Source organism: Janthinobacterium sp. JC611 (assembly GCF_018682595.1).
GTDB lineage: Bacteria > Pseudomonadota > Gammaproteobacteria > Burkholderiales > Burkholderiaceae_D > Janthinobacterium.
Map to the genome: position 1 here is coordinate 49,066 of NZ_JAFLJN010000085.1, position 25,192 is coordinate 74,257.

The 25,192-nt window shown below is 64.1% G+C and carries 20 protein-coding genes; 13 read left to right on the forward strand and 7 right to left on the reverse strand.

Annotated elements, in window-relative coordinates; translation table 11 throughout:
• The first annotated feature begins 45 nt into the window (after window positions 1-45).
• The 6 genes from J0O65_RS27005 (at window position 46) to ccoS (ending at window position 8,848) form a co-directional block, all read left to right on the forward strand.
• Window positions 46-2,154, forward strand: coding sequence for an EAL domain-containing protein (locus J0O65_RS27005; protein WP_215410202.1), 2,109 nt, complete (start codon window positions 46-48; stop codon window positions 2,152-2,154).
• Between the two features lie 144 nt (window positions 2,155-2,298).
• Window positions 2,299-3,966, forward strand: a complete 1,668-nt coding sequence (locus J0O65_RS27010; RefSeq protein WP_215410203.1) for a methyl-accepting chemotaxis protein — start codon at window positions 2,299-2,301, stop codon at window positions 3,964-3,966.
• A 25-nt stretch (window positions 3,967-3,991) separates the two neighbouring features.
• Entirely contained in the window at window positions 3,992-5,440 is a 1,449-nt protein-coding gene (gene hemN, locus J0O65_RS27015) for an oxygen-independent coproporphyrinogen III oxidase (RefSeq protein WP_215410204.1), read from the forward strand.
• A gap of 9 nt (window positions 5,441-5,449) precedes the next feature.
• Window positions 5,450-6,214: a sulfite exporter TauE/SafE family protein gene (locus tag J0O65_RS27020; RefSeq protein WP_215410205.1), complete on the forward strand. Its 765-nt coding sequence runs from the start codon at window positions 5,450-5,452 to the stop codon at window positions 6,212-6,214.
• Between the two features lie 22 nt (window positions 6,215-6,236).
• A complete protein-coding gene (locus J0O65_RS27025) occupies window positions 6,237-8,666 on the forward strand; it encodes a heavy metal translocating P-type ATPase (RefSeq protein WP_215410206.1) in 2,430 nt (809 codons plus the stop codon).
• Window positions 8,666-8,848, forward strand: a complete 183-nt coding sequence (ccoS, locus tag J0O65_RS27030) for a cbb3-type cytochrome oxidase assembly protein CcoS (RefSeq protein ID WP_100875003.1) — start codon at window positions 8,666-8,668, stop codon at window positions 8,846-8,848. The genes J0O65_RS27025 and ccoS overlap by 1 nt, the downstream gene beginning before the upstream one ends.
• Here the strand turns inward: ccoS and J0O65_RS27035 are convergent.
• Entirely contained in the window at window positions 8,836-10,173 is a 1,338-nt protein-coding gene (locus tag J0O65_RS27035) for a hypothetical protein (protein WP_353056254.1), read from the reverse strand. The genes ccoS and J0O65_RS27035 overlap by 13 nt on opposite strands.
• Before the next feature lie 134 nt (window positions 10,174-10,307).
• Entirely contained in the window at window positions 10,308-12,392 is a 2,085-nt protein-coding gene (locus J0O65_RS28335) for a T6SS effector phospholipase Tle3 domain-containing protein (RefSeq protein ID WP_215410208.1), read from the reverse strand.
• Window positions 12,393-12,689: 297 nt separating this feature from the next.
• Here J0O65_RS28335 and ccoN point away from each other — a divergent pair, with 297 nt between their 5' ends.
• The 6 genes from ccoN (at window position 12,690) to J0O65_RS27070 (ending at window position 17,878) form a co-directional block, all read left to right on the forward strand.
• The gene (gene ccoN, locus J0O65_RS27045; protein WP_046681775.1) at window positions 12,690-14,117 is read left to right on the forward strand and encodes a cytochrome-c oxidase, cbb3-type subunit I; all 1,428 of its coding nucleotides are present in this window, start codon (window positions 12,690-12,692) and stop codon (window positions 14,115-14,117) included.
• A 15-nt stretch (window positions 14,118-14,132) separates the two neighbouring features.
• Complete coding sequence (ccoO, locus tag J0O65_RS27050; RefSeq protein ID WP_215410209.1) at window positions 14,133-14,747, forward strand: cytochrome-c oxidase, cbb3-type subunit II; 615 nt, start codon at window positions 14,133-14,135, stop codon at window positions 14,745-14,747.
• Window position 14,748: 1 nt separating this feature from the next.
• Window positions 14,749-14,952, forward strand: a complete 204-nt coding sequence (locus tag J0O65_RS27055; RefSeq protein ID WP_215410210.1) for a cbb3-type cytochrome oxidase subunit 3 — start codon at window positions 14,749-14,751, stop codon at window positions 14,950-14,952.
• The gene (gene ccoP, locus J0O65_RS27060; RefSeq protein ID WP_215410211.1) at window positions 14,945-15,865 is read left to right on the forward strand and encodes a cytochrome-c oxidase, cbb3-type subunit III; all 921 of its coding nucleotides are present in this window, start codon (window positions 14,945-14,947) and stop codon (window positions 15,863-15,865) included. Before J0O65_RS27055 ends, ccoP begins: the two co-directional genes overlap by 8 nt.
• Before the next feature lie 3 nt (window positions 15,866-15,868).
• The gene (gene ccoG, locus J0O65_RS27065) at window positions 15,869-17,251 is read left to right on the forward strand and encodes a cytochrome c oxidase accessory protein CcoG (protein WP_215410212.1); all 1,383 of its coding nucleotides are present in this window, start codon (window positions 15,869-15,871) and stop codon (window positions 17,249-17,251) included.
• Window positions 17,252-17,353: 102 nt separating this feature from the next.
• The gene (locus J0O65_RS27070) at window positions 17,354-17,878 is read left to right on the forward strand and encodes a FixH family protein (protein WP_215410213.1); all 525 of its coding nucleotides are present in this window, start codon (window positions 17,354-17,356) and stop codon (window positions 17,876-17,878) included.
• A 137-nt stretch (window positions 17,879-18,015) separates the two neighbouring features.
• Here J0O65_RS27070 and fnr read toward each other — a convergent pair whose 3' ends face one another.
• Window positions 18,016-18,774: a fumarate/nitrate reduction transcriptional regulator Fnr gene (fnr, locus tag J0O65_RS27075; protein WP_215410214.1), complete on the reverse strand. Its 759-nt coding sequence runs from the start codon at window positions 18,772-18,774 to the stop codon at window positions 18,016-18,018.
• A 238-nt stretch (window positions 18,775-19,012) separates the two neighbouring features.
• Here fnr and J0O65_RS27080 point away from each other — a divergent pair, with 238 nt between their 5' ends.
• Entirely contained in the window at window positions 19,013-22,087 is a 3,075-nt protein-coding gene (locus tag J0O65_RS27080) for a response regulator (RefSeq protein WP_215410215.1), read from the forward strand.
• A gap of 1 nt (window position 22,088) precedes the next feature.
• Here J0O65_RS27080 and J0O65_RS27085 read toward each other — a convergent pair whose 3' ends face one another.
• Genes J0O65_RS27085 through modA form a run of 4 tightly spaced genes read right to left on the reverse strand, consistent with a single transcriptional unit; the run spans window position 22,089 to window position 25,061 of the window.
• A complete protein-coding gene (locus J0O65_RS27085) occupies window positions 22,089-22,856 on the reverse strand; it encodes a TOBE domain-containing protein (RefSeq protein ID WP_215410266.1) in 768 nt (255 codons plus the stop codon).
• 40 nt (window positions 22,857-22,896) lie between these two features.
• The gene (locus J0O65_RS27090) at window positions 22,897-23,598 is read right to left on the reverse strand and encodes a sulfate/molybdate ABC transporter ATP-binding protein (RefSeq protein WP_215410267.1); all 702 of its coding nucleotides are present in this window, start codon (window positions 23,596-23,598) and stop codon (window positions 22,897-22,899) included.
• Window positions 23,599-23,615: 17 nt separating this feature from the next.
• The gene (gene modB, locus J0O65_RS27095) at window positions 23,616-24,287 is read right to left on the reverse strand and encodes a molybdate ABC transporter permease subunit (RefSeq protein WP_215410216.1); all 672 of its coding nucleotides are present in this window, start codon (window positions 24,285-24,287) and stop codon (window positions 23,616-23,618) included.
• Window positions 24,288-24,302: 15 nt separating this feature from the next.
• The gene (modA, locus tag J0O65_RS27100) at window positions 24,303-25,061 is read right to left on the reverse strand and encodes a molybdate ABC transporter substrate-binding protein (protein WP_215410217.1); all 759 of its coding nucleotides are present in this window, start codon (window positions 25,059-25,061) and stop codon (window positions 24,303-24,305) included.
• Window positions 25,062-25,192: the final 131 nt, after the last annotated feature.

The following is a 25,192-nucleotide window of genomic DNA, read 5'->3' on the forward strand; positions in this document are numbered from 1 at the left end:
GCGCTGGGCGCGTGTCTATCCGAGTATGCGTGCGGGGGAACGGCGATGAGCGATCTGCAGAGACGGTTACAGATGGCGCTGGAAGCGGCGCACATGGCGATCTGGGATTCGCGCATCGTCGATGGCCAGGTCATCGACGGCAGCGTCAGCTGGTCGGCCAAGGGCGCCGCCCTGCTGGGCCTGGAAGAACGCGCCCTGACGCAGCCGTTCCACAGTTTTCTCGACTGCGTGCATGCGGATGACCGCGACAAGGTGGTGGCCGTGCTGCAGGAAGGCATGCGGCACGGCGACGGCTATGCGCTGCAATACCGCGTCGTCTGGCCCGACGGCAGCGAGCACTGGCTGTCGGCCAAGGCGCAGGTCTTCACGGACGCGGCCGGCCGCCCCGAGCGGACCCTGGGCGTGATCTGGGATGTGACCGAGCACATGGCGCGCGAGCTCATGATCGCCGAGCGCAAGGAACTGGCCGAAGTGACGCTCAGCTCCATCGCCGACGGCGTCATCACCACCGATCCGCACGGCAAGACGCGCTACCTGAACCGGGTGGCCGAGCAATTGACGGGCTGGAGCAACGACATGGCGCAAGGCCTGGACATCGGCCTGACCATGCCGCTGGCCGATGAACGCACGGGCGCAGCGCTTGAACACGTGGCCATGCGCTGCCTGCAACAGCGCCAGGCCATCGGCATTTCCCCCCACTCGCAACTGCTCACGCGCGAAGGGCGGCGCATCGCCATCGAGGAATCGGCCGCGCCCATCTGGTCGCGCGACGGCGACATCCTCGGCGCCGTCGTCGTGTTCCGCGACGTCAGCCATGAACGCAAGCTGAGCCAGCAATTGTCGTGGCAAGCCACGCACGACACCCTGACGGGCCTGATCAACCGGCGCGAATTCGAACACCTGGTGGCCGGCGCCCTGCACACGGCCAAGCAGGCCGGCCACGTCCATGCGCTGCTGTACCTGGACCTGGACCAGTTCAAGGTCATCAACGACACCTGCGGCCACGGCGCCGGCGACGTGCTGCTGCAGCTGCTGGCCAAGATGCTGCAGGGGCGGATGCGCGACAGCGACATCCTGGCGCGCCTCGGCGGCGACGAACTGGGCGTGCTGCTGCCCCACTGTGCGCTCGAGCATGCGCGCCAGATCGGCGACCAGCTGCGCCAGTCCGTGCGCGAATTCCGTTTCGCCTGGGACGAACGCAGCTTCGAGCTGGGCGTGAGCATCGGCATCGTGGAAATCAACCAGGACAGCAAGTCCATGAGCGAGCTGCTGAGCGCCGCCGACCAGGCCTGCTACCTGGCCAAGGAACAGGGCCGCAACCGCCTGCACGTGTATCAGGAGTCCGACGTCATGCTGGCGCAGCGGCATGGCGAAATGCTGTGGATCTCGCGCCTGAACGAAGCGTTCACACACGACTATTTCCGCCTGTACGCCATGCCCATCGTGCACCTGCACGACGGCCCGGAACACCACGACGAAGTGCTGATCCGCATCCGCAACAGCAAGGGCGATCTGATACTGCCCGGCGCCTTCATCCCGGCCGCCGAACGCTACGACATGATGCTGTCCATCGACCGCTGGGTCATCCGCGCCGTCTGCGCGCATATCCAGAGCGTGCGCGACAGCCTGCCGCCAATCGAAGCGCTGGCGGAAAGCCGGCGCCGCACACCGGCCCTGTATTCCGTCAACCTGTCGGGCCTGTCGCTGGCCGATGCCGGCTTGCACGACTACATCACCGAACAGTTCGTGCAATTTGCCATCGCGCCCGAGCAAATCTGCTTTGAAATCACGGAAACGGCCGTCATCGCCAACCTGCCGAAGGCGCAAGTGTTCATGCGCCAGCTCAAGACCATGGGCTGCCGCTTCTCGCTCGACGACTTCGGCAGCGGCTTTTCCTCGTTCGGCTACCTGAAAGCGCTGCCCGTCGACTACCTGAAAATCGACGGCGTCTTCGTGCGCGACATCGCCAGCAACGCCATCAACCGCGCCATGGTCAAGGCCATCAATGAAGTGGGCCACGTGATGGGCTTGAAAACGGTGGCCGAATACGTGGAAGACGACGCCACCCTGGCCGTCATCCGCGAACTGGGCATCGACTACGCGCAAGGCTACGCCGTGGGCAAGCTGCGTCCGCTGACGGCGGGCGTGGATTAAATGCGTGCAAGCACGACCAATCTGGAGGATTTTGATCTACATCAATAAATTTGCGCAGGCGAATCCTTACACTGATCTCCATTCTTGCAATCGTGCAAGTCTTACCCACCAATTGCTCATTTAACCGATCAGGAAGCCGCGACCATGCGCCAAAATTTGCCAGTGACTAACCGTGAAGTCCTCGTCTTGGACGATCAGGCCATCGTGTCGAAAACGGATATGAACGGCAATATCGTGTATGTGAACCCCTACTTCAGCCAGGTCAGCGGCTTCAGCGAGGCAGAGCTGCTCGGTTCGCCCCAGAACATCGTGCGCCACCCGGACATGCCGGCCGAAGCGTTCGCCGACCTGTGGGCCTCGATCCAGGCCGGCACGCCGTGGACGGGCCTGGTCAAGAACCGCTGCAAGAACGGCGACTTTTACTGGGTGCGCGCCAACGTCACGCCCATCCGCGAAGCGGGCAAGACCATCGGCTACATGTCGGTGCGCGTGAAGGCCGACAAGGATCAAGTGAAAGCGGCCGAGGAAGCCTACGCGGCCATCCGCAACAAGGAAGGCGGCAACATCGTCATCAAGAACGGGCAGATCGTGCGCCCGGGCCTGGCGCACCTGCTGCACAACCTGACGCACATGTCGCTCAACCTGCGCATCTGGGCCGCCACCTCCATCGTCAACTGTTTGCAACTGCTGGTGTGCATCATCAGCCTGTTCGCCAGCGGCGGCAAGATCACCAACTACGCCATCTTCGGCGCCACCCTGTTCGGCTTCCTGATCAACGTTTTCCTCTGGTACACCTTGCGCATGTCCGTGCTCAAGCCGCTGGGCAAGGCCCTGAACGGCGCGCGCGCGATTGCCGCCGGCGACCTGTCGGGCAGTTTTGAGACGGACAGCACGGATGAAGTGGGGCAATTGCTGCGCGCGCTGCAACAGATGAACAGCAACCTGATCGCCACCATCCGCGACGTGCGCATCAACGTGGAAACCATGGCCGTGGCCACCAAGCAAATCGCCGTCGGCAATATGGACCTGTCGGGCCGCACGGAATCGCAGGCGGCCAGCCTGGAAGAAACGGCCTCGAGCATCGAGGAATTCTCGTCGACCGTGAAACAGAACGCGGACAATTCGGTGCAGGCGAACGAACTGGCCGTGGCCGCCTCGAAAGTGGCCGTGCAGGGCGGCGAGATCGTCGCCGACGTGATCACCACCATGGATGACATCAACACCTCGTCGAAGAAGATCGTCGACATCATCGGCCTGATCGAAGGCATCGCCTTCCAGACCAACATCCTGGCCCTGAACGCGGCCGTGGAGGCGGCGCGCGCCGGCGAGCAGGGCCGCGGCTTCGCCGTCGTGGCGGGCGAGGTGCGCAACCTGGCGCAGCGCTCGTCCGTGGCGGCCAAGGATATCAAGCAACTGATTGAAATTTCCGTCGGCAAGGTGGGCGCCGGCATGCTGCAGGTGAACCGCGCCGGCGCCACCATGGAACAGGTGGTCAGCTCGGTCAAGCAGGTGACGGCCATCATGCAGGAAATTTCCATCGCCTCGCGCGAACAGAGCATCGGCGTCGACCAGGTCAACCAGGCCATCGCCCACATGGACCAGGTGACGCAGCAGAACGCGGCCCTGGTGGAAGAAGCGGCCGCGGCCGCCACGCGCCTGGCGGAAGAAGCGGCCAGCCTGTCGCAGGCCGTGAGCCTGTTCAATTTCGGCAAGATGCCGCCACCGCGCCGCGTCGCCATGCCCGGCGGCAAATCAGGCGCTGCGGGCGCCGCGAACGCCGGTAAGCCCGCTCTGAAACGCCTGGCCGCCTAACACCTTTCAAGACTTTACACACATCATGCCTACACTACTCAGCAGTGCTTCCGCCGACCTGGACGCCGTCGTCGAATTCGACCCGGTCATCATCGGCAAGATGAGCCAGTCCGGCCCCCGCTACACGTCCTATCCGACCGCCGACCGTTTCAATGCCGACTTTGGCTATGGCAACTTCCTCGAAGCGCTGGCCGCATTGCGCATGCGCGGCGGCCGTCGTCCGCTGTCGCTGTACGTGCACGTGCCGTTCTGCGACACCCTGTGCTACTACTGCGCCTGCAACAAGATCATCACGAAAGACCGCAGCAAGGCCGCCACCTATCTCAGCTATCTGAAACAGGAAATCGCCATGCAGGGCAAGCTGTTTGCCGGCATGAACCAGATCGAGCAGCTGCATTTCGGCGGCGGCACGCCGACTTACCTGAGCGAAAAGCAGATGGACGAACTGATGGCGCACCTGCGCCAGCATTTCGAGTTCGCGGCCGATGAAGACGGCGAATATTCGATCGAGATCGACCCGCGCACCGTGTCGCGCGAACGCGTGTTTTCGCTGCGCGCGCAAGGGTTTAATCGCATCAGCCTGGGCGTGCAGGATTTCGACGCCGACGTACAGAAGGCCGTCAACCGCATCCAGCCGGAAGCGGAAACGGTGGCCATCATGCAGGCGGCGCGCGACGCCGGTTTCCGCTCGATCAGCATCGACCTGATCTATGGCTTGCCCAAGCAAAGCCTGGACACGATGACGGAAACCCTGCGCAAGGTGATTTCCGCCAGCCCGGACCGCATCGCCCTGTACCACTACGCGCACATGCCGCACCTGTTCAAGCCGCAGCGCCGCATCCTCGACGCCGACATGCCCGACAGCGCCAGCAAGCTGGCCATGCTGGGCCTGTGCATCGCGCGCCTGACGGCCGCCGGCTACGTCTACATCGGCATGGACCATTTCGCCAAGCCCACGGACGACCTGGCCGTGGCGCAGCGGCAAGGCCGTTTGCACCGCAACTTCCAGGGCTATTCGACGCGCGCGGAGGCGGACCTGATCGCCTGCGGCGTGTCGGCCATCAGTTCCGTCGGCGCCGTCTACAGCCAGAATGAAAAGACGCTCGACGCCTACTACGAAAAGCTCGACGAAGGCGTGCTGCCGATCGCGCGCGGCATCAAGCTCGATACCGATGATTTGTTGCGCCGTATCATCATCCAGATGTTGATGTGCAATTTCGAATTGTCGATCGCCACCATCGAGCAGGCGCACCCCGTCAAATTCCGCAGCTATTTCGCCGCCGAGCTGGAAAAGCTGCGCGAACTGGCGCGCGATGGCTTGCTCGTCATCGAGGAAGACTGGCTGACGGTGACGCCGAAAGGGCGCTTGCTGATCCGCAATATCTGCATGGTTTTCGACCGCTACCTGACCATGGCCCGCGCCAATGCGGCGCCGGACGCCGTGCAGCCGCTGCGCTACTCGAAAACGGTGTAATCGCGCCCGATGAACGCCCTCAGCCTCGTGCCCATGTTCCTGGTCGGCCTGGCCGGCAGCGTGCACTGCATCGGCATGTGCGGCGGCATCGTCGGCGCCCTGTCGATCAGCGGCGGCACTGCGCCCGCCCGCCCCGTGATCGCCATCGCCGTGGCGCGCCCCGCATTGCAGACAAGCGTGCAATCGAACGTGCTGCGCGTGCTGGCCTACAACGGCGGGCGCATCGCCAGCTACATGCTGGCCGGCGCCCTGGCCGGCAGCCTGGCGGGCGCCGGCATGCTGCACCTGGCGTCCCTGCAAGTGGCCGGCTACTGGCTGGCCAACCTGATGCTCGTCGCCCTGGGCCTGTACCTGATGGATGCCTGGCGCGGCCTGGCCCGCCTGGAAGCGGCCGGCAACGTCGTCTGGCGCCGCGTGCGCCCCCTGTTGAAACCGCTGATGCCGATGGATACGCCGTTCAAGGCGCTGGCCGTGGGCGGCCTGTGGGGCTGGGTGCCGTGCGGCATGGTCTACAGCGCGCTGCTGACGGCCATGATGCAAGGTTCGGCCCTGCACGGCGCGGCCGCCATGGGCGCCTTCGGCCTGGGCACCCTGCCCACCCTGCTGGGCATGGGCTTGCTGGGCACGCGCCTGCGCGCGCAGATGCAGCGTCGTCCCGTGCGCATCGCCAGCGGCTTGCTGGTGCTGGGCTTTGGCCTGCTGGGCCTGCTGCGTGCCGCCAATGGCGTGTCGCTGGGCTGGCTCGACGCCCTGTGCGTCACGGGCCATCCATGAAAAGACGCATGAAATCAAACCTATGAATGCTGTTTTACAACCCTCCGCCTGCTTCCATTGCGGCTTGCCCGTCCCCGGCGGCTCCAGCTGGCACGTCACCATCGACGACGTGCCGCGCGCCATGTGCTGCCCCGGCTGCGAAGCGGTGGCGCAAACCATCGTCGACATCGGCCAGAGCGCCTACTACCGCGAGCGCGATGAGTATGCCGTCAACGCGGCCGGCGCCACCATGGTGCCGCCCGAGCTGCGCCTGTACAGCAATGACGATGCGCAATTCGCGCGCGACGCCAGCAGTTGCGAAGCAACGCTCTCCGTCGAAGGCATCCGCTGCGCCGCCTGCGTCTGGCTGATCGAGCGCCAACTGACGCGCCTGCCCGGCGTGCAGGCGGCCAGCCTGAACGTCGCCACGGAACGCCTGTACGTGCGCTGGAGCCGCGCCCAGTGCGAGCCGGGCGACATCCTGCAAGCCGTGCGGCAAGTCGGCTACACGGCCTATCCGTATGACGCCGTGCGCCATGGCGAGCGCCTGCAAAAGGCCAGCAAGACCCTGGGCCGCCAGCTGTTCGTGGCCGGCCTGTCGATGATGCAGGTGATGATGTACGTGGCGCCCGCCTATCTGGCCGCAGAGGATGGCACCCTGGACGACGGCATGGCCAGCCTGATGCGCTGGGCCAGCCTGCTGCTGACCTTGCCGGCCATCTGTTATTCGGCCATGCCGTTTTTCCAGGGCGCCTGGGCCAGCCTGCGCGCGCGCACCCTGGGCATGGACGTGCCCGTCGCGCTGGGCATCCTGGCCGCCTTCTTCGGCAGCGTGGTGGCGACGTTTACCGGCCGTGGCGAGGTGTATTACGACTCGGCCACGATGTTCATCTTCCTCCTGCTGTGCAGCCGCTATTTCGAGCTGCAGGCGCGCCGCAAGGCGGCCTCGGCGCTGGAGCGCCTGCAGCACGCCTTGCCCGCCTCCGCGTCCCTGATGGCGGGCTTCCCGGACAACCGCGCCACCAGCCTGGTGCCGGCCGGCAGCCTGGCCGTCGGCGACGTCATCCTGGTGAAACCGGGCGAGGCGATCGCCGCCGACAGCGTCATCATCGAGGGCACGAGCGCGCTCGACTTGTCGCTGCTGACGGGCGAAAGCGCGGCCCAGCGCAGGAAAACGGGAGAACGGGTGCCCGGCGGCGCCATCAACGCCAGCGCGGCGCTCATCTTGCGCGTGCTCAAGCCGGCGCGCGAAAGCACCTTGTCCGACCTGCTGAAACTGATCGAACGGGCCGGCAGCGGCAAGCCGCAGATCGCGCAGTGGGCCGACAAGGTGGCCGCCTGGTTCGTGCTGGGCCTGCTGCTGTTCGCCGTCGCCGTGTTCGCCTTCTGGAGCTGGCATGACCCGTCGCAGGCGTGGCCCGTGGCCATTGCCGTGCTGGTCGTGTCCTGCCCCTGCGCACTGTCGCTCGCCACGCCGACGGCGCTGGCGGCCGCCACCGACAGCCTGCTGCGGCGCGGCGTGCTGATCGTCCAGCCGCATGTGCTGGAAACCCTGCACCGCGCCACCCACATCGTCTTCGACAAGACGGGGACATTGACCCTGGGCCGGCCCGTGCTGCGCCAGACCGAGGGACTCGGCGGCATGACGGAAGACGCTAGCCTGCAAGTGGCCGCCGCGCTCGAAGCGGGCAGCGCCCATCCGCTGGCGCAGGCGATCTTGCTTGCCGCAGGAGAACAGGCTCGCGCGCATGCGGAGCACTTGCAAGAAGTGCAGGGCCAGGGCCTGGAAGGCATCGTCGATGGCGTGCGCTACCGCCTGGGCAATGCGGCCTTTGTCGCCGCCCTCGCCGGGCCGCCGCTGGGCGACACGGCCGTCGGCATGCAGGGCATGACGCCGCTGTACCTGGGCACGCAGGGGCGCTGGCTGACGCGTTTCCTGCTCAGCGACGCGCTGCGTCCCGAGGCGCGCGAAGTCGTCGCATATTTCCAGCGGCGCGGCAAGCAGGTCGTGCTGCTCAGCGGCGACCAGGAAGCGCTGACGCAAAGCGTGGCGACGGAACTGGGCATCCACACGGCGTGCGGCGAATGCCTGCCCGATGAAAAGCTCGATTTCGTGCAGCAGTTGCAGGCGACGGGGGCCGTGGTGGCGATGGTGGGCGACGGCATCAACGACGCCGCCGTGCTGAGCGGCGCCGACGTGTCCTTCGCCATGGGGTCCGGCGCGGCGCTGGCGCAAGCGCATGCGGACACGGTGCTGCTGTCGAGCCAATTGGTGTCCGTGCTCGACACGGCGAAAACGGCGGCGCGCAGCATGCGCATCATCCGCGAGAACCTGGGCTGGGCAACCCTGTACAATCTGACGGCCATCCCGGCCGCCGCGCTGGGTTACCTCAACCCCTGGCTGTCTGGCGTCGGCATGGCTGCCAGCTCGGCCGTCGTCATCGCCAACGCCCTGCGCCTGCGGAAAGTCTGATGGAAGCTCTCTATCTCCTCATCCCCTTGAGCGTCGTGGTCGTCTTCATCGCCCTGTGGGTGTATTTCACGGCCTCGGACAGCGGCCAGTTCGACGACCTCGTCGGACCGGGCCTGCGCGTGCTGCAGGATGACGATACGCCGCCGGAAGCGGCCGCCCCGCCGGCTCCTCAGCGCGAATAGCCTTGCGACCCCGGCCGCGCATCGAAGCGCCGGCCCCACCATGGCAAGAACACGGTATTGCCGCCGCGCGCGCGGAACCACGGCTGTTCGTGATCGACGGGCCGCAAGACGGCCGGCGGCGCCACCACCAGCGCGGTCAATGTCTGCGCGTCGCTGGTGCCCGCCACCAGGACGGGCCGGCCCACGTGGTTCGCGTGGGCGATGGCCAGCGCCACGTTCGTCAGCGCCGTGCCGGCGCCCGTCTCACCCAGGAGCGCCGGCATGTTGAAGGTTTGACGGTTGCAATCGAAGTCGGGCAATTGCTCCGTCAGGCTTTGCGCCAGCGGGCCAATCCGCTCTGACGAAACAGGATAGGTGCTGCCCGCATCGTGGATGACGTAGCCGATGGCGTCATCGGTCAATTGCGCATTGCGCGCGGCGGCGTCGATGGCGCCGCTCCAGGCCTGCACGGCGCGCGGCGAGGAGCCCTTGCCGGCGGCGAAATCGGCGGCGCTGCGCGTCGCGGGAAAGCCCAGCCACGCCAGCGGCGCGCGGTCCGTCTTGTAGCTCGGGCCGGCCAGCACCAGCAAGACCATGTTTTCATTGATCTGCTCATCCTTGGGCGGATAGCTGGGCGCGTCCCAGTTCATCACCCACACCGTCTTGTCGGGGTTCGCCTGCAGATACGCCAGGCCGGCCGCTAGTGACGTAAAGCCCGCATTAGCGCCGCCCATCGTCACGCGCACGTCGGGCGGCGTGGCAGTGGTCCAGGAGTCGGGGAAGGAGGGGTTGCCGATGCTGAAGGCGCGCCTGATTGTATCCTGCACATATTTTTCGGCTTGTATGGGATCCAAACGTCCCGCAGGCAACGCGTATTCGACGTGGATGCCCGCCAGTTCGCGGCGCGTGGATTTGTCGGTCAACGAGTGGGCATTGTAAAAATACTCTTTGCTGGAAAAATAAATGTCACGAAAGCGATAAATTAACTCCGCAACGTATTGCTGGTGGTAGCCTTCAAAGGTTTCGCTACCGTTACTACCGGAAGCAATCATGCCGATCGATTGCACCTTGCCAAAACGCATAGGATTCTCTTTCACTTTACTATCGTCCTTGTTCGGCTTGGCCAGCCCCAGCGTCCACAGCAATTGCCATTCCGTCGGATAGTCGCGCCGCTGGAGGGGATTGAGCCACTGCACGCCCACGACTTGCGCCATGTACGGCGATTCTGGCGCAGCGGGTGCGATGGCGGCAGCCGGTGCCGCGACGGGCGCCTTGGTGGCGCAGGCGGAGGTCAGGAAAAAGACGGCAAGCGCCAGCAGGGCTGGCATCAATAACAGTCGTTTCATCATCATTCCTTCTTCAAGAGGAACATCGACTTGCACGGTTTGTAAGACCGACCAGAGTGCGATCCCAAAGCCGAGCGCAAATACCAGCATGCTCCAGCGCAGCCTGCGCGGTAAGGTAGCAATCAAGTTGCGCATCAGGATGTCTCCGGGCGCTTGTACATGCGTTCATCCACAATTTCAGAAGGCATGCTTCCCGTGCTGCCACCGTTGCGCACCCAATCCAGCAATGGCAGTTCATTGAACGTTCCCGTCAAAAAATACTCACGGAATATTTTCAATGGCAGCATTTCATTACCGGTGATTAAAAGACGCCAATCTGCCGCGATACGCAGTTGTCGCATCGCCTCCTCGCCGATATGGCACACCCCGATCGCCACGTCGTACGCCAGCGCCTTTTCCGCGTGCCCGGGATTGCTCAGGATGGTGGAGTGGTCGGTCGCATGCGTGTCGCAGGTGGCCACCAGTTGCGCGGCGATTTCCTGCTTGCGCCATTGCAAATATTCCGGCGTGGCGGTCGACAGGTCGTCCTCCATCATCGCCTTGCCGTCATTGCCGTCCAGCTTCCCGCGGCGGGCCTTCATGCGCAGGCGGGCGTGGTCTTCGTAGCGCAGTGCCGCCTCGGTATCGCGGTCGCCCTGCGGCGTGCCGCCCACGCTTGTATCGGCATACGGCTCGCCTTTCTGACGTGCCTTGCCCGCATGGCGGTGCGTGCCGGGCGGATCGATATCCTGGTCGAATTGGGGGCTGGGTACGCCAAAGCGCATGGCCTGCGGTGTAAACACTTCCGGCAAGGCGGGCGCCGTCACGGGGATGCGCCAGTCGTCGGGCGGCACGGCATTGATGGGCGTCTTCAGCATCTTCATGAGGGCCGACACGGCGGAGGCCGTGCGCACGCTCGCCGTCTTGCCGGCCGCGCTGGTGCTGGCGCGCACGCCTTTATTCGGATCGTAGCTGGAGATCGGCGAATGCGGATGCCAGAAATCGGCGCTGCCCCGCGCGGGCTGGCGATAGTGATTGCTCCAATAATCATAATCGCCGTGCTGGCCAACGGGAAAGCCCTGCGCAAACACCCGCTGGGTAAACACGCCGTCGCCACGCGTGGCCTTGATCTCCTCGGCGCTGAGACCTAGCCAGCCGATGCCCTGGATGGGCGTGGCGGAAATCACCTGGTCGTGCGGATTGCAATACAGGGTGACGCGACCGCGCGTGCCTTTCTGCGGGCCGCAGCCATGGCTGGCCTTGTCTTTGTCCAGGCTGAAATCATGTGTCTCGTTGTCCGCCATGCGGCGCAGGCAGGGATCGATGGCCGGTTCCGACGCCTGGCCGCGCACGATGTCGAAAAATGCCGCCAGGGTCTGGCGGCGCGCCTTGCCGCTTTGCCGGCCGACATTGCCATCGACATCCCTGACCTGCCCCTGCAGCCAGCCTTCCGTATCGTTTCTGCGCAACAGGCTGTAGGGCGGGTTGCACAAGACATAGGTATCGGCCACGCAGCGCCCGCTTTTTCCCGCCGCATCCTGCACCCTGGCCATCTTATTGCCCAGAAACGCGGCCGCCATGCCCACCATATTGCCCTGGCTGTGGCAGACGAGGGTAATCGGCGCGTCGGCCTGCTGCCGGCGGATGGCCGCCACCAGGTGCGCCAGGCGCAGCGCGGCCAGCACGAAGTAGGGGCGCGGCGGGCAGGCATACACGATGCGGTCGTTGACGGGATTGAGATGCTCGATATGGATGAACAGGAAGAGGGCATCGGACAAGCCCTCGCCCCACAGGTCCGGCAGCGAGGAGCAGCCATTGGCGAACGGTCCGCCGCCCCAGTAAGCATGTTCGTTCAGGTAGACGGAATCGCCATATTTCTGCAATTCGGTGTCGCTGGCCTTGTAGCCCCAGCGGAACTGGATCACGGGCGAGAAATGCGCTTGCGGCGCGACGAAGGTGGCGGCCGTGTAGTCGGGGTCGACATAGCCGTCATCGCTCAGTTCGCTCCGGTAGCGCAGCGGCGTCAATTGTCCGGCCTCGGGCGTGGCGTGGCACAGGTGCTCGTCGCAACGCTCCATGCGCGCATTCAAGCCCTTGCACAGGCCTTCTTCCGCCGCGCGGTACCACTCGCCTTCGGAATTGACGCCGTGCACGAAGATGACGATGCCCGGCGACGGCATCTGCTGCAGGCAGTCGAGCAGGCTGTGGCAGAACAGGGACGTTCCGCTGAACTTTCCCACAACCAACTTAATATCTTCACCATCCGCTGGCGCGCTATCGGCATGACTCATGGCTAGCCCTCATCATGACTGGACTGGCCACTCTAAGCCCTTGCTCAAGCGCACGTTTTACGCCACATCAAGCAAGCTGTTGCAGGGATCTTGCATGGCTTTTTTGACCGAAATATCACTTTATTTCGATGCCAGTTCGCTATGCTTATTTCATCCGGGGAATTTTGATCCACATCAAAGTTTTTTCGCGGTCAAACACTTACTCTCTGGCCACCATCATAAATAGTAATTCCAGGGAGAGTCTTTGTGGATCAATCGCTGAACTATAACTACAAGATCGTGAAGCAATTCGCGGTCGCTACTGTGGTATGGGGCATCATCGGCATGCTGGTTGGCGTTATCATCGCCGCTCAGCTGGCCTGGCCTGCCCTGAACCTCGACATACCTTGGCTGACATACGGACGTTTGCGTCCGCTGCACACGAATGCGGTGATTTTCGCCTTCGGCATCTGCGGCCTGTTCGCCACCTCGTACTACGTTGTCCAACGCACCTGCCAGGTGCGCCTGTTTTCCGACAAACTGGCCGCCTTCACCTTCTGGGGCTGGCAAGCGGTGATCCTGTGCGCCGTCGTCAGCCTGCCCATGGGCCTGACCCGCGGCAAGGAATACGCGGAACTGGAATGGCCTATCGCCATCCTCATCGCCGTCGTCTGGATCGCCTATGCCATCGTCTTCTTCGGCACCCTGATCAAGCGCAAGGTCAAGCACATCTACGTGGCCAACTGGTTCTTCGGCGCCTACATCCTGGCCGTGACGATTTTGCACGTGGTCAATGGCGCCGTCATGCCAGCCTCGTTCACCAAGTCGTATTCCGCCTACGCGGGCGTGCAGGACGCCATGATCCAGTGGTGGTACGGCCATAACGCGGTGGGTTTCATCCTGACCGCCGGCTACCTGGGCATGGTCTACTACTTCATCCCGAAACAAGCCGAGCGCCCCGTGTACTCGTACCGCCTGTCCATCGTCCACTTCTGGGCGCTGATCTTCACCTACATGTGGGCGGGCCCGCATCACCTGCACTACACGGCCTTGCCTGACTGGACGCAATCGATCGGCATGGTCTTCTCGCTGGTCCTCCTGGCACCAAGCTGGGGCGGCATGATCAACGGCATCATGACCCTGTCGGGCGCCTGGCACAAGCTGCGCACCGACCCGATCCTGAAATTCATGATCGTCTCGCTGTCGTTCTACGGCATCGCCACCTTCGAAGGTCCGATGATGTCGATCAAGACCATCAACTCGCTGTCGCACTACACCGACTGGACCGTTGCCCACGTGCATGCGGGCGCCCTGGGCTGGGTGGGCTTCATCACCATGGGTTCCATCTACTACCTGCTGCCGCGCCTGGCGGGCCGCACGCAGATGCACAGCACGCGCCTGGTCGACGTGCACTTCTGGGTGGCCACCATCGGCATCGTGCTGTACATCGCGGCAATGTGGATCGCCGGCGTGATGCAGGGCCTGATGTGGCGCGCGGTCAATCCGGACGGCACCCTGACCTACACCTTTGTCGAGAGCGTGAAAGCGACGTATCCGTACTACGTGGTGCGCGTGGCCGGTGGCCTGCTGTACCTGTCGGGTATGTGCATCATGGGCTACAACACCTGGATGACTCTGCGCGGCAGCAAACTCCCCGTCGCCCGCATTCCGGAACTGAACGCGGCGCACGCCTGATAGGAGCGAAAGCAAATGAAATTTTCACATGCATGGATTGAAAGAAACCCCTGGCTGCTGATCGCCCTGGTCACGGTGGTGATCAGCATCGGCGGCGCCGTCGAGATCGTCCCCCTGTTCTTCCAGAAGAGCACGACGGAGCCGGTCGCCGGCCTGAAGCCGTATTCGCCGCTGCGCCTGGCGGGCCGCGACATTTACGTGCGCGAAGGCTGCTACAACTGCCACTCGCAGATGGTGCGTCCGCTGCGCGCGGAAACGGAACGCTATGGCCACTATTCGGTCGCCGGCGAGTTCGTCTACGACCGTCCGTTCCAGTGGGGTTCCAAGCGCACGGGGCCCGACCTGGCCCGCGTGGGCGCCCGCTACAGCGACGAATGGCACCGCACGCACTTGAACAACCCGCGCGACGTGGTGCCCGAGTCGAACATGCCGGCCTACCCCTGGCTGGCGAAGACCAAGCTGGTGCCTGACGACATCATGCCGAAGATGCGCGCCCTGCAACGCCTGGGCCAGCCGTACAGCGACGCGGAAATCGCCGCCGGCCCCGCGCAACTGCAGGACAAGACGGAAGAAGACGCCCTGGTCGCCTATCTGCAAGGCCTCGGTACATTAATCAAAACAAGGAATTAGCATGGCAATCGACAACCTGTTTGACAGCGCCAGCAGCGTCATGACGGTGGTTTCCTTTACGACGTTCGTGGGCATCCTGTGGTGGACGTTCAGCCGCAGCAACAGCGACTTCGACGCGGCGGCACGCCTGCCGTTCGCCGACGACGCATTGGACTATCCGGCCGAGGCCGAGATGAACCTGGCGAAGGAGCATCACCATGGCTGACTTTACCAATGGCTTCTGGAATATCTATGTGATCGTGCTGTCCCTGCTGGGCATCATCGGCTGCGGCGTGCTGCTGTACTCGCAGTCGAAGGTGAAAGTGGCCGCCGGCGCCCCCGCCGACGGCACCACGGGCCACGTCTGGGACGAGGACTTGAAGGAACTCAACACACCGATGCCGCGCTGGTGGATGTGGCTGTTCTACATCACCATCGTCTTCGCGCTGGCCTACCTGTTCCTGTATCCGGGCCTGGGCAACTATGCCGGCAGCCTGGGCTGGAAATCGACGGGCCAGTACGAGGAAGAGCTGAAAAAGGCGGAAGCCGACTATGGCCCCCTGTTCAACAAGTACCTGAGCCAGGACTTGAAGACGGTGGCCGCCGATCCGCAGGCGCAAGCCATCGGCCAGCGCCTGTTCCTGACCTACTGCGCGCAATGCCACGGTTCGGATGCGCGCGGCAACAAGGGCTTCCCCAACCTGACCGACAAGGACTGGCTGTATGGCGGCGAACCTGACGTCATCAAGACCACCATCATGCACGGCCGCAATGGGCAGATGCCACCGATGGGCGCCGCCCTGGGCTCCGAAAAGGATGTCGAGAACGTGGCCCATTATGTGCTGAACCTGTCCGGTTCCACCTCCGACCCCGTCAAGTCCGTGCTGGGCAAGGCCAAGTTTGGCGCCTGCATGGCCTGTCACGGCGCCGATGCGAAGGGCAACCAGATGCTGGGCGCGCCCAACCTGACGGACAAGATCTGGCTGTACGGCGGCAGCGCCGATACCATCATGGAAACCGTCCGCAAGGGACGCAGCAACACCATGCCGGCCTTCAGCGACTTCCTCGGCGAATCCAAGGTACACGTGCTGTCGGCGTATGTCTGGAGCCTGTCGAATCCGCAGGCGCCCGCAAAGTAAGCAATGGAACCTCAAGTCATCAAGATGTATGCGGCCCGCGAGCAAATCTACCCTCGCGAGGCCAAAGGACGCTACGCTACCTGGCGATGGGTATGCGTATGGCTTACCCAGCTGGCGTTCTACGGCTTGCCGTGGTTGACCTGGAATGGCAGGCAAGCCCTGCTGTTCGATTTGACCACGCGCAAGTTCTACATTTTCGGCGTCGTGCTGTGGCCCCAGGATTTCATCTATCTGGCGGCCCTGCTGATCATCTGTGCGTATCTGTTGTTCCTCGTCACGGCCATTGCCGGGCGGGTGTGGTGCGGATTCTCTTGCCCGCAAACGGTGTACACGGAAATCTTCCTGTGGGTCGAACGCCGCATCGAGGGCACGCGCAGCGCGCGCATGGCCCTCGACAAGCAGGGCCCGTCCGTGCGCAAGGCCGTCAAGAAGACGGCCAAGCACCTGGCATGGGGCGCCATCGCCCTGTGGACGGGCTTTACCTTTGTCGGCTACTTCACGCCGATCAAGGAACTGGCGCACTCGGTGACCACGCTGAACTTCGGTCCCTGGGAATGGTTCTGGGTCTTGTTCTACAGCCTGGCAACCTACGGCAACGCGGGCTGGCTGCGCGAGCAGGTGTGCAAATACATGTGCCCCTACGCGCGCTTCCAGAGCGCCATGTTCGACCAGGACACCCTGATCATCACCTACGATGCCAAGCGCGGCGAACCACGCGGTGCACTGAGCAAGAAGGCCGGCAACAACGCCAGGCTGGGCGATTGCATCGACTGTACCCTGTGCGTGCAGGTGTGTCCGACCGGTATCGATATCCGCAACGGCCTGCAGTATGAATGCATCGGCTGCGCCGCTTGCGTCGATGCCTGCAACAGCGTGATGGACAAGGTCGAGCGGCCACGGGGACTGATACGCTACAGTACCGACCATGCGATGGAAAACAACTTCAATTCGCAGCAGATACGCCAGCGCGCCATGCGCCCGCGCGTCTTGATCTACACTTCCATCCTGGCCCTGATCATCATCGCCGTATGCACTTCGCTGGCGCTGCGCACGCCCCTGAAAATGGACGTGATCCGCGACCGCGGTTCGATGGGACGCGAAGTGGAAGACGGCATGATCGAAAACGTCTACCGCTTGCAGATCATGAACACCTCGGAGCAAAGCCAGCATTTTAAAATCAGCGCTTCCGGCTTGCCGGGCCTGACCTTGCTGACGCGCGAAGAAGTGACCTTGCAGCCAACGGAAACGCTGGGCTGGCCGATCCGCCTGCGCGTGCCGCACGGCGTGGGCGAGAAGGGGTCGAACAAGATTGCGATCGAATTGCACTCGCTGGACGACCCAGCGCTGCATGTGCGTGAAAGCGCGGTCTTCATCGTGCCGCGTTAACAAGGAAAGGCGGACGGGGACCGGGTGCCCTCGCCGCCGCCACGAAGTTGCAGGAAGGCCGGTCCCCGCATGGGGACTGGCTGATTAAACAGGAGAAATAGCATGTCCGACAGTCTGAAACTGCAAGCGCCCGTTGCACCGTGGTACAAGCATCGCTGGCCATGGCTGCTGATGATCGGCCCCGGCCTGTCCGTGGTCGTCGGCAGCTTCATGGGCTATATCGCGTTTACGCAGCCCGATGCGCTGGTGGTGGGCGATTATTACAAGCAGGGCAAGGCGATCAACCAGGATTTGAAGCGCGACACGGTCGCCAGCGACCTGGCGATGGATACCAGCCTGTCGTACGACGTGGCGTCGGCGCGCCTCAGTGGTTCCGTGCACAGCTTCGGCAAGGCTTACCAGGGGCCTTTGCAGCTGCACCTGGCGCATGCGACGTTACCGGAAAAGGATATCAAGCTGCTGGTGCAACCCGATGCGGCCGGCAATTTTTCCGTCGCGCTGCCGATGCTCGAGCGCAGCCGCTGGCAAGTGCTGGTGGAAAACGACAAACGCGAGTGGCGCCTGTCCGGCATCTGGACCTGGCCGCTGCAACGCAGCATCGCGCTGCATGCGGATGAAGAACTGTAACGTACAGTGCCGGGAAAACCGTAGCGAGCGGCCGTGATTTGTGGTTGAGAAGCGCAGCTGTGCTATGCACGGGGGCGCCGAGCCAGCGAGCATCGCAGACCGCAAAGCGCGACGCGCAGTAGGTTTTGACGGTGCTGTTACTTGCAGGTGTCCGTGCCGGCCGTTATGGCTTTCAACTTGGCCGGCTGCAGGATCTCGATCTCGCGGTTGGAGACGCGCAGCCAGCCTTCCTTCTTGAACTTGGACAGCAGGCGGCTGACGCTCTCGATGGTCAGGCCCAGGTAGTTGCCGATTTCCTCGCGCGACATGCGCAGCTGGAATTTGCTGCCCGAATAGCCGCGCGCCTCGTAGCGCGACGCCAGGTTGACGATGAAGGCGGCAAAACGCTGCGTCGCCTGCATATTGCCCAGCAACAGCATCACGCTTTGCTCGCGCGTGATTTCCTGGCTCATCATGCGGTGGAAATGGCGCAGCAGGGTCGGCATATTGCCCAGCAATTGTTCCAGGCTGGAAAACGGAATTTCACACACTTCGCTGTCTTCCAGCGCCACCGCGTTACAGTGGTGACGGTCGGCGCTGATGGCGTCCATGCCCAGCAATTCGCCCGCCATCTGGAAACCCGTCACCTGCTCCTCGCCACCCGGATTGATCTGGTAGGTCTTGAAGTGGCCCAGGCGGATCGCGTACAGGTTCTGGAACGGGTCGCCGATGCGGAACAGCGAGGCGCCGCGCGCGATCTTGCGACGACGGCCGATGATCTGGTCCAGCCTGTCCATATCGCCCATATCGAGGCCCATCGGCAGGCACAATTGATGCATGCTGCAGGTCGAGCATCGCGCACGCAACGCTTCCACGTTCACTGTGGGCAAGGTGGGAGTGAGTAGCGCTTCAGTCATGTCGGTACCTTTTAGAAAATGCAACAACGAGTTTACTGCATACACGGTTGCCGTGTGCCAATTTCACCGCAATTTCGCTGAAAAACGATCTCCAGCCTTTAATTATATGGCAACATCGTCAAAAGCCCAGGCGGGGAAGGCCATTTGCGTGGCGATGCTTGCCAAGTTGATGTATTGATAGGAAAATTCCTAACAGCATTATCTGCCGCCTGTGCCGCACGGTACTGAAAAGGAAATCATGAAGCCTCTCGGCATTAAAGCAAAAGTCGCGCTGGCCACCAGCCTGACCTCGATCGCCATGATCGCGCTGGTCACCATGATCCAGGTGCGGCACATGCGCGACGACTTCACCCGCGTATTGCTGAGCCAACAGGCGTCCCTGATCACCCGCACCGCTGCCGAGCTCGACGACAAGCTGGGCATGCTGCTGCAGATCGTCGCCCTGACGGCGAAACAGCAGCCGCCGGAGCTGATCGCCCAGCCGGACAAGCTGCGCGAATACTATGCGCGCCGCTCGATGCTGGTGCTGTTCGACGACGTGCTGGTGCTCGACGCGCAAGGCGCCATCGTGGCCGACATGCCGAAGGTGGCGGGGCGCGCCGGCATCAACGTCGCCGAGCGCGAGTACTTCCAGGCCGTGCTGCGCACGCGCCAGCCCATGATCACCGAACCGATGCTGGGCAAGTCCAGCGGCATGCCCATCGTGCAGATGGTCGCGCCCGTGCTGGCCGCCGACGGCCAGGTGGCCGGCGTCGTGATCGGCGTGCTGCGCCTGTACAAGGACAACCTGCTGGGGCGCCTGCGCTCGGAAAAGATCGGCAAGAGCGGCTATTACTTCATTCTCACGCGCGGCGCCGTGCCGCGCTACGTGCTGCACCCCGATACCAGCCGCTTGCTGCAGCCGCGCCAGCCGAACGCCAACCTGGCCACCACGCAGCTGCTGCAGGACGACGGCGAAGGCAGCATGGTCAGCACCAACAGCCGCGGCATCACGGCCGTCAACAGCTTCAAGCGCCTGAAATCGGTGAACTGGCTGCTGGCCGCCTCGCTGCCCGTCGACGATGCCTTCGAACCGTTCGATGGCGTGCTGTACCGGCTGGTGCTGTGGAGCATCCTCGCCTCGCTGCTGGCCGCCTTTGTACTGGGCTGGGTCACCGTGCGCCTGCTGTCGCCGCTGGTGCGCCTGCGCGATACCCTGCTGGCCCTGCGCACCAGCGGCAGCCGCTTCACCCCCGTGCCGGTGCAGCAGCGCGACGAGATCGGCGAACTGACGGAAGCGTTCAACGGCCTGATGAGCGAACGCGACCGTCTGCAGCAGGAACTCGAAGCGCGCGCGGCCGAGCTGGAACAGGAGCGCGACCGGGCCGAGGCGGCCAACCGCGCGAAGAGCGATTTCGTGGCCAACATGAGCCATGAAATCCGCACGCCCCTCAATGCCGTGCTGGGCATGGTGTATTTGCTGGGCAATACCAAGCTCGATACGGAACAGCGCAAGTATCTGACCATGGTGCGCGTGGCGGGCCAGTCGCTGCTGGGCATTCTCAACGACGTGCTCGACTATTCGAAGATCGAGGCGCGCCGCATGGAATTGTCGCCCGTCGAATTCGACCTCGACGAAGTCATGAATACCCTGGCCACGACGATGACGATGAACGCGGGCGAGAAGGAGCTGGAACTGGCCATCGCCGTCGAGCCCGACGTGCCGCGGCGCCTCGTGGGCGACGCCCAGCGCCTGCAGCAAATCCTCGTCAACCTGGCCGGCAACGCCATCAAGTTCACCGAGAGCGGCGAAGTGGTGGTGGCCGTCAGCCTGGCCGAGAGCGAGAGCGGCCGCGCCTGGCTGCGCTTCGAAGTGCGCGACACGGGCATCGGCATGACGGAACTGCAGCAACAGCAGCTGTTCGCCGCGTTTTCCCAGGGCGACCAGAGCATCACGCGGCGCTTCGGCGGCACGGGCCTGGGCCTGGCCATCAGCAAGCAGCTGATCCGCATGATGGGCGGCGACATCGCCGTCGCCAGCAGCGAAGGCAAGGGCAGCCGCTTCTGGTTCAGCGTGCCCTTCGAGATGCTGGCGCAGCCGGCCGGGACGCGCCGCACGCCGGCGCTGGGTCAGCTGCGCCTGCTGGTGGCCGACGACAACCGCACCACGCGCGAACTGATCGTCAAGCTGATCGAGGCGTGGGGCTGGCTGGCCGACGAAGTGGACTCCGGCTTCGCCGCCATCGAACTGTACCGCGAACGGCTGGCGCAGCGGCAACCGTACGATGTGGTGCTGGCCGACTGGCACATGCCCGTCATGGACGGCCTGGCGACGGCCAAGGCCATTCGCCAGGCCGCTGCCGGCCAGCGCCAGCCCATCGTGGTGATGGTCAACGCCTTCGCCCGCAACCACCTGGAGGAAATCTCCAGCGCGGCCGAGGCCGACGTCGTGCTGATGAAGCCGATCACCGGATCGAGCCTGTTCGACGCCCTGCACCAGGCGCTGATCGCGAAGAACGACGGCGGCGAACAGCGCATGCTGCACCAGCCGCTGGGCACGGAACTGGCCGGCGTGCATTTCCTGCTGGTGGAAGACAATCATTTGAACCAGGCCGTGGCGCGCGGCATCCTCGAACACATGGGCGCCACCCTGGACGTCGTGGGCGACGGCTTGCAAGCCGTGGAACGGCTGCGCACGGAAGCGCTGCGCTACGACATCGTGCTGATGGACATGCAGATGCCCGTCATGGACGGTTTCAGCGCCACCCACATCATCCGCTCGGAACTGCGTCTGAACCTGCCCGTGATCGCCATGACGGCCGGGGTGCTGGCGTCCGAGCGCGAGCGCTGCATGACGGCCGGCATCAGCGATTTCATCGCCAAGCCCGTGGTGGTGGAAGAGATGATGGAAGTCATCCTGCGCCACCTGCCCAGGCGCCCGCAAGTGCAGACGACCGGGCCGGCGCCCGTCGCCGACGAGGAAGTGTTTTCCATGGCGCCCCTGATGCGGGTGATGGGGCGCGACGCCAAGGGACGCGGTGTGCTGCGGCGCATGGTGGAAGACGCGCTGAACAAGGGCATGACGCCCGTGCGCGACGCCGAAACGGCCTTGCAGGCCGGCCGCCACAGCGACGTGGCGCGCATCCTGCACGGCGTGCGCGGCTCCGTGGGCACCCTGGGCACGAAACGCCTGATCCGCGCCGCCTTCGCCACCGAGGAAGCCATCGATGCGGGCCGCCTGGACGAAGTGCCGGCACTGCTGGCGCAGACGGCGCAGGAACTGGAACAGGCGCTGGCGGCGGCGTCCGACTGGTTGTCGCGGTTGAAGGATTAAATCAGGCGGGCACGCCCAGGATCACGCTGGACGCCTTGAACATCGCCGTCACCTTGCTGCCGATCTCGATACCCAGCTCGGTGCAGCTCTGGTTCGTGATGATGGCGGCGATGGTGCCGCCGCGCGGCAGGTCCAGCACCACTTCCGTGTTGACGGCGCCCGTCTGCACGCGCGTCACGCTGCCGGTCAACTGATTGCGCGCGGAAAAGCGCGCCCCTTCGCTGTCCGTCACCAGGATGATGGACGAGGCCTTGATCAGCGCGAACGCTTCCGCGCCCGGCACCAGGCCCAGGCTGGCGCTGCTGCCCTGCGTGACGATGGCCACGATGTGCTGGCCGCCGGGCAACTCCAGCGTGACTTCGTCGTTGACGGCGCCCTGTTTCAGTTCGGCCACCTTGCCGAGGAATTGATTGCGCGCCGTGGTTTTCATGGCCATTCTCCGTATGAGTAACAAATCGTCGGCGATGCCTTCGGCCTGGCTGCCCAGCTGGCGCAGGTAGCGCGCATGCTCGCGCTCGATGATGCGGAAATTGTCGACCAGCTGGCGCCCCCGCGGGGTCAGGCGCGTGCCGCCGCCGCCCTTGCCGCCCGTCAGGCGCTCGACCAGCGGTTCGCCGGCCAGGTTGTTCATCGCGTCGATGGCGTCCCAGGCCGCCTTGTAGCTCATCTTCACCAGCTTGGCCGCCTGCGTGATGGAACCGCACTCGGCGATGGCGCCCAGCAATTCCACCCGGCCGGCGCCGCCCAGGTGCTCTCCGCCCACCGTCATCCATACCGAGCCTTGCAGGCCGATTTCCGCTGCCGCTGATTTATCCAATGCGTTCACCCAATGCCATGTGTTCTTCCCTGTTATCGATCTGTCCGTCGCGCAAGTACAGCACATGCTCGCCCAGGATGCGCGCATCTTCCGGATCATGCGTGATCAGGATCATGGGCACGTCCAGGCGCTGCTGCCACTGGCTCAGTTCCAGCCGCATTTTGACACGCAGGGCCGGATCGAGGGCGGCAAACGGCTCGTCGAGCAGCAGCGCGTCTGGCTCGGCCACGAGCGCCCTCGCCAGCGCCACTCGCTGGCGCTGGCCTCCGGACAACTCGTCGGGATACTGGTGCGCCAGTTCCTGCAAGTGGAAGGCGGCTAGCCAATGCTCGACCTTCTGCAATTTTTCCCGCGCGCGCGGGTTGAACCAGCCCCGGCTCAGGCCGAAGCCCACGTTCTGGCGCACCGTCAGGTGCGGGAACAGCGCGTAATCCTGGAACAGGTAGGCGACATTGCGCTGCTGCGGCGGCAAATTGATGCCGGCGGCGGAATCGAACAGGGTGCGGCCATTCAAACGGATATGGCCTGCGTCCGGGGTGAAGAGCCCGGCAATGGCTTTCAGGGTCATGCTCTTGCCGGCCCCGGACGGGCCATACATGGCGATGCGCTGGCTGCCGGAGGTGCATTGCACCTGCAGGTCGAAACGGCGTTTGCCGGAGCGCAAGGTGGCGCGGATGTCGAGGTCGAGTTGCATGGGCATCATCATGGACCTCATTTGTGCGCGATGCGCCCGGGCGCCAGGCGGCCCGCCGACAGCAGCACCACGATGCAGACCAAGGAGGTGATCAGCACCAGCGTATTGGCCACGTCGTCCTGGCCCGCCTGTACGGCTTCATACACGGCCACCGACAGGGTCTGCGTCTTGCCGGGGATGCTGCCGGCCACCATCAGGGTGGCGCCAAACTCGCCCAGCGCGCGCACGAATCCCAGCAGCACGCCGGCCAGGATGCCGCGCCACGCCAGCGGTAACGTGACGCGGAAAAAGATCGCCAGCTCCGAGATGCCCAGCACGCGGGCGGCCTGCTCCAGCTGGCCGTCGACAGCCTCGAAGGCGGCGCGCGCCGGCTTGAAGACGAGGGGAAAGGCCACCACGGTGGAAGCGATCACGGCGCCCTGCCACGTAAAGATGAGGTTGATGCCGAAGTTGTCTTGCAGCCAGATGCCCAGGGTGCCGCGCCGGCCCAGCAGCACCAGCAGGTAATAGCCGAGCACGGTGGGCGGCATCACCATCGGCAGGGTCAAGAGGGCGTCGAGCAGCTCGCGTCCGGGAAAGCGCGTGCGCGCCAGCAGATAGCCCGTACCGATGCCGAGCAGCAAATTGAGCGACGTGGCCCATGCCGCCACTTTCAGCGACAGGGCCAGCGCGGTCCAGACGATATCCATGCGGGCGCGGTTGCGTTATGGTTTTTTAAAACCGTATTTGGCGAGGATGGCTTGCGCCGGCGCCGTCTGCAGGTAGCTGACGAAGCGCTTCGCTTCGGCCGCGTTGCCGCTGCCCTTGATGGTGGCGATCGGGTACAGCACGGGGGAGGCCAAAGGCACGTCCAGCACCACGTTGACCTTGTCTTTCATGATGGCCGCGTCGGTGGCGTAGACGAAGCCCGCATCGACTTCGCCGCGCGCCACGTAGTCGAGCGACTGGCGCACGTTCTGCGTGCCGATGGCTTTCGGCTGCACGGCGTCCCACAGCTTGGCCTTCTTCAGCGCGCCTTCGGAGTAACGGCCGACGGGCACGCTGGCCGGGTTGGCGATGGCCACGCGGGTCACGCCCTTGTGCGCCAGGTCGGCCAGGCTCTTGATGCCCAGCTTGCTGTCATGCGGCACGATCAGCACCAGGCTGTTGCCGACGAAGTCCTGGCGGTCGGCCGGCAGCACGAGGCCCTGCTGTTGCGCCGCATCCATGGTTTCCTGGTCGGCCGAGGCAAACACGTCCACGGGCGCGCCCTTGACGATCTGCTGCAGCAGCACGCCCGAGGCGGCGAAGTTCAGGGACACCTTGCTGCCCGGATACTGCGCCTCGTAGCCCTGCGCCGCATCCTTGAACGCGTTCGTCAGGCTGGCCGCGGCCGACACCACCACTTCGCCGGCAACGGCGGAGGTGGCGGCGGTGGCCAGCAGGGCGGTGCCGAGGAGCTTGGCAAGGGAGGTGAGGCGCATGATCGTATCCTTGTAAGTGAACGGTGAACAAGGACCGTAATATACACTGATATATAGCGTTCTGCCATCGCGCAAGTCAAGACGGCGCAAGGCGCATTCCCTGATATACTGTATATAAACACAGTATATCG

Excerpts from the sequence above, each read along its gene's own strand:
- J0O65_RS27005 (WP_215410202.1), top strand. The coding sequence starts at position 46 with ATGAGCGATCTGCAGAGACGGTTACAGATGGCGCTGGAAGCGGCGCAC.
- J0O65_RS27010 (WP_215410203.1), top strand. The coding sequence starts at position 2,299 with ATGCGCCAAAATTTGCCAGTGACTAACCGTGAAGTCCTCGTCTTGGAC.
- hemN (WP_215410204.1), top strand. The coding sequence starts at position 3,992 with ATGCCTACACTACTCAGCAGTGCTTCCGCCGACCTGGACGCCGTCGTC.
- J0O65_RS27020 (WP_215410205.1), top strand. The coding sequence starts at position 5,450 with ATGAACGCCCTCAGCCTCGTGCCCATGTTCCTGGTCGGCCTGGCCGGC.
- J0O65_RS27025 (WP_215410206.1), top strand. The coding sequence starts at position 6,237 with ATGAATGCTGTTTTACAACCCTCCGCCTGCTTCCATTGCGGCTTGCCC.
- ccoS (WP_100875003.1), top strand. The coding sequence starts at position 8,666 with ATGGAAGCTCTCTATCTCCTCATCCCCTTGAGCGTCGTGGTCGTCTTC.
- J0O65_RS27035 (WP_353056254.1), bottom strand. The coding sequence starts at position 10,173 with ATGAAACGACTGTTATTGATGCCAGCCCTGCTGGCGCTTGCCGTCTTT.
- ccoO (WP_215410209.1), top strand. The coding sequence starts at position 14,133 with ATGAAATTTTCACATGCATGGATTGAAAGAAACCCCTGGCTGCTGATC.
- J0O65_RS27055 (WP_215410210.1), top strand. The coding sequence starts at position 14,749 with ATGGCAATCGACAACCTGTTTGACAGCGCCAGCAGCGTCATGACGGTG.
- ccoP (WP_215410211.1), top strand. The coding sequence starts at position 14,945 with ATGGCTGACTTTACCAATGGCTTCTGGAATATCTATGTGATCGTGCTG.
- ccoG (WP_215410212.1), top strand. The coding sequence starts at position 15,869 with ATGGAACCTCAAGTCATCAAGATGTATGCGGCCCGCGAGCAAATCTAC.
- J0O65_RS27070 (WP_215410213.1), top strand. The coding sequence starts at position 17,354 with ATGTCCGACAGTCTGAAACTGCAAGCGCCCGTTGCACCGTGGTACAAG.
- fnr (WP_215410214.1), bottom strand. The coding sequence starts at position 18,774 with ATGACTGAAGCGCTACTCACTCCCACCTTGCCCACAGTGAACGTGGAA.
- J0O65_RS27080 (WP_215410215.1), top strand. The coding sequence starts at position 19,013 with ATGAAGCCTCTCGGCATTAAAGCAAAAGTCGCGCTGGCCACCAGCCTG.
- J0O65_RS27085 (WP_215410266.1), bottom strand. The coding sequence starts at position 22,856 with ATGACGGTGGGCGGAGAGCACCTGGGCGGCGCCGGCCGGGTGGAATTG.
- J0O65_RS27090 (WP_215410267.1), bottom strand. The coding sequence starts at position 23,598 with ATGCAACTCGACCTCGACATCCGCGCCACCTTGCGCTCCGGCAAACGC.
- modB (WP_215410216.1), bottom strand. The coding sequence starts at position 24,287 with ATGGATATCGTCTGGACCGCGCTGGCCCTGTCGCTGAAAGTGGCGGCA.
- modA (WP_215410217.1), bottom strand. The coding sequence starts at position 25,061 with ATGCGCCTCACCTCCCTTGCCAAGCTCCTCGGCACCGCCCTGCTGGCC.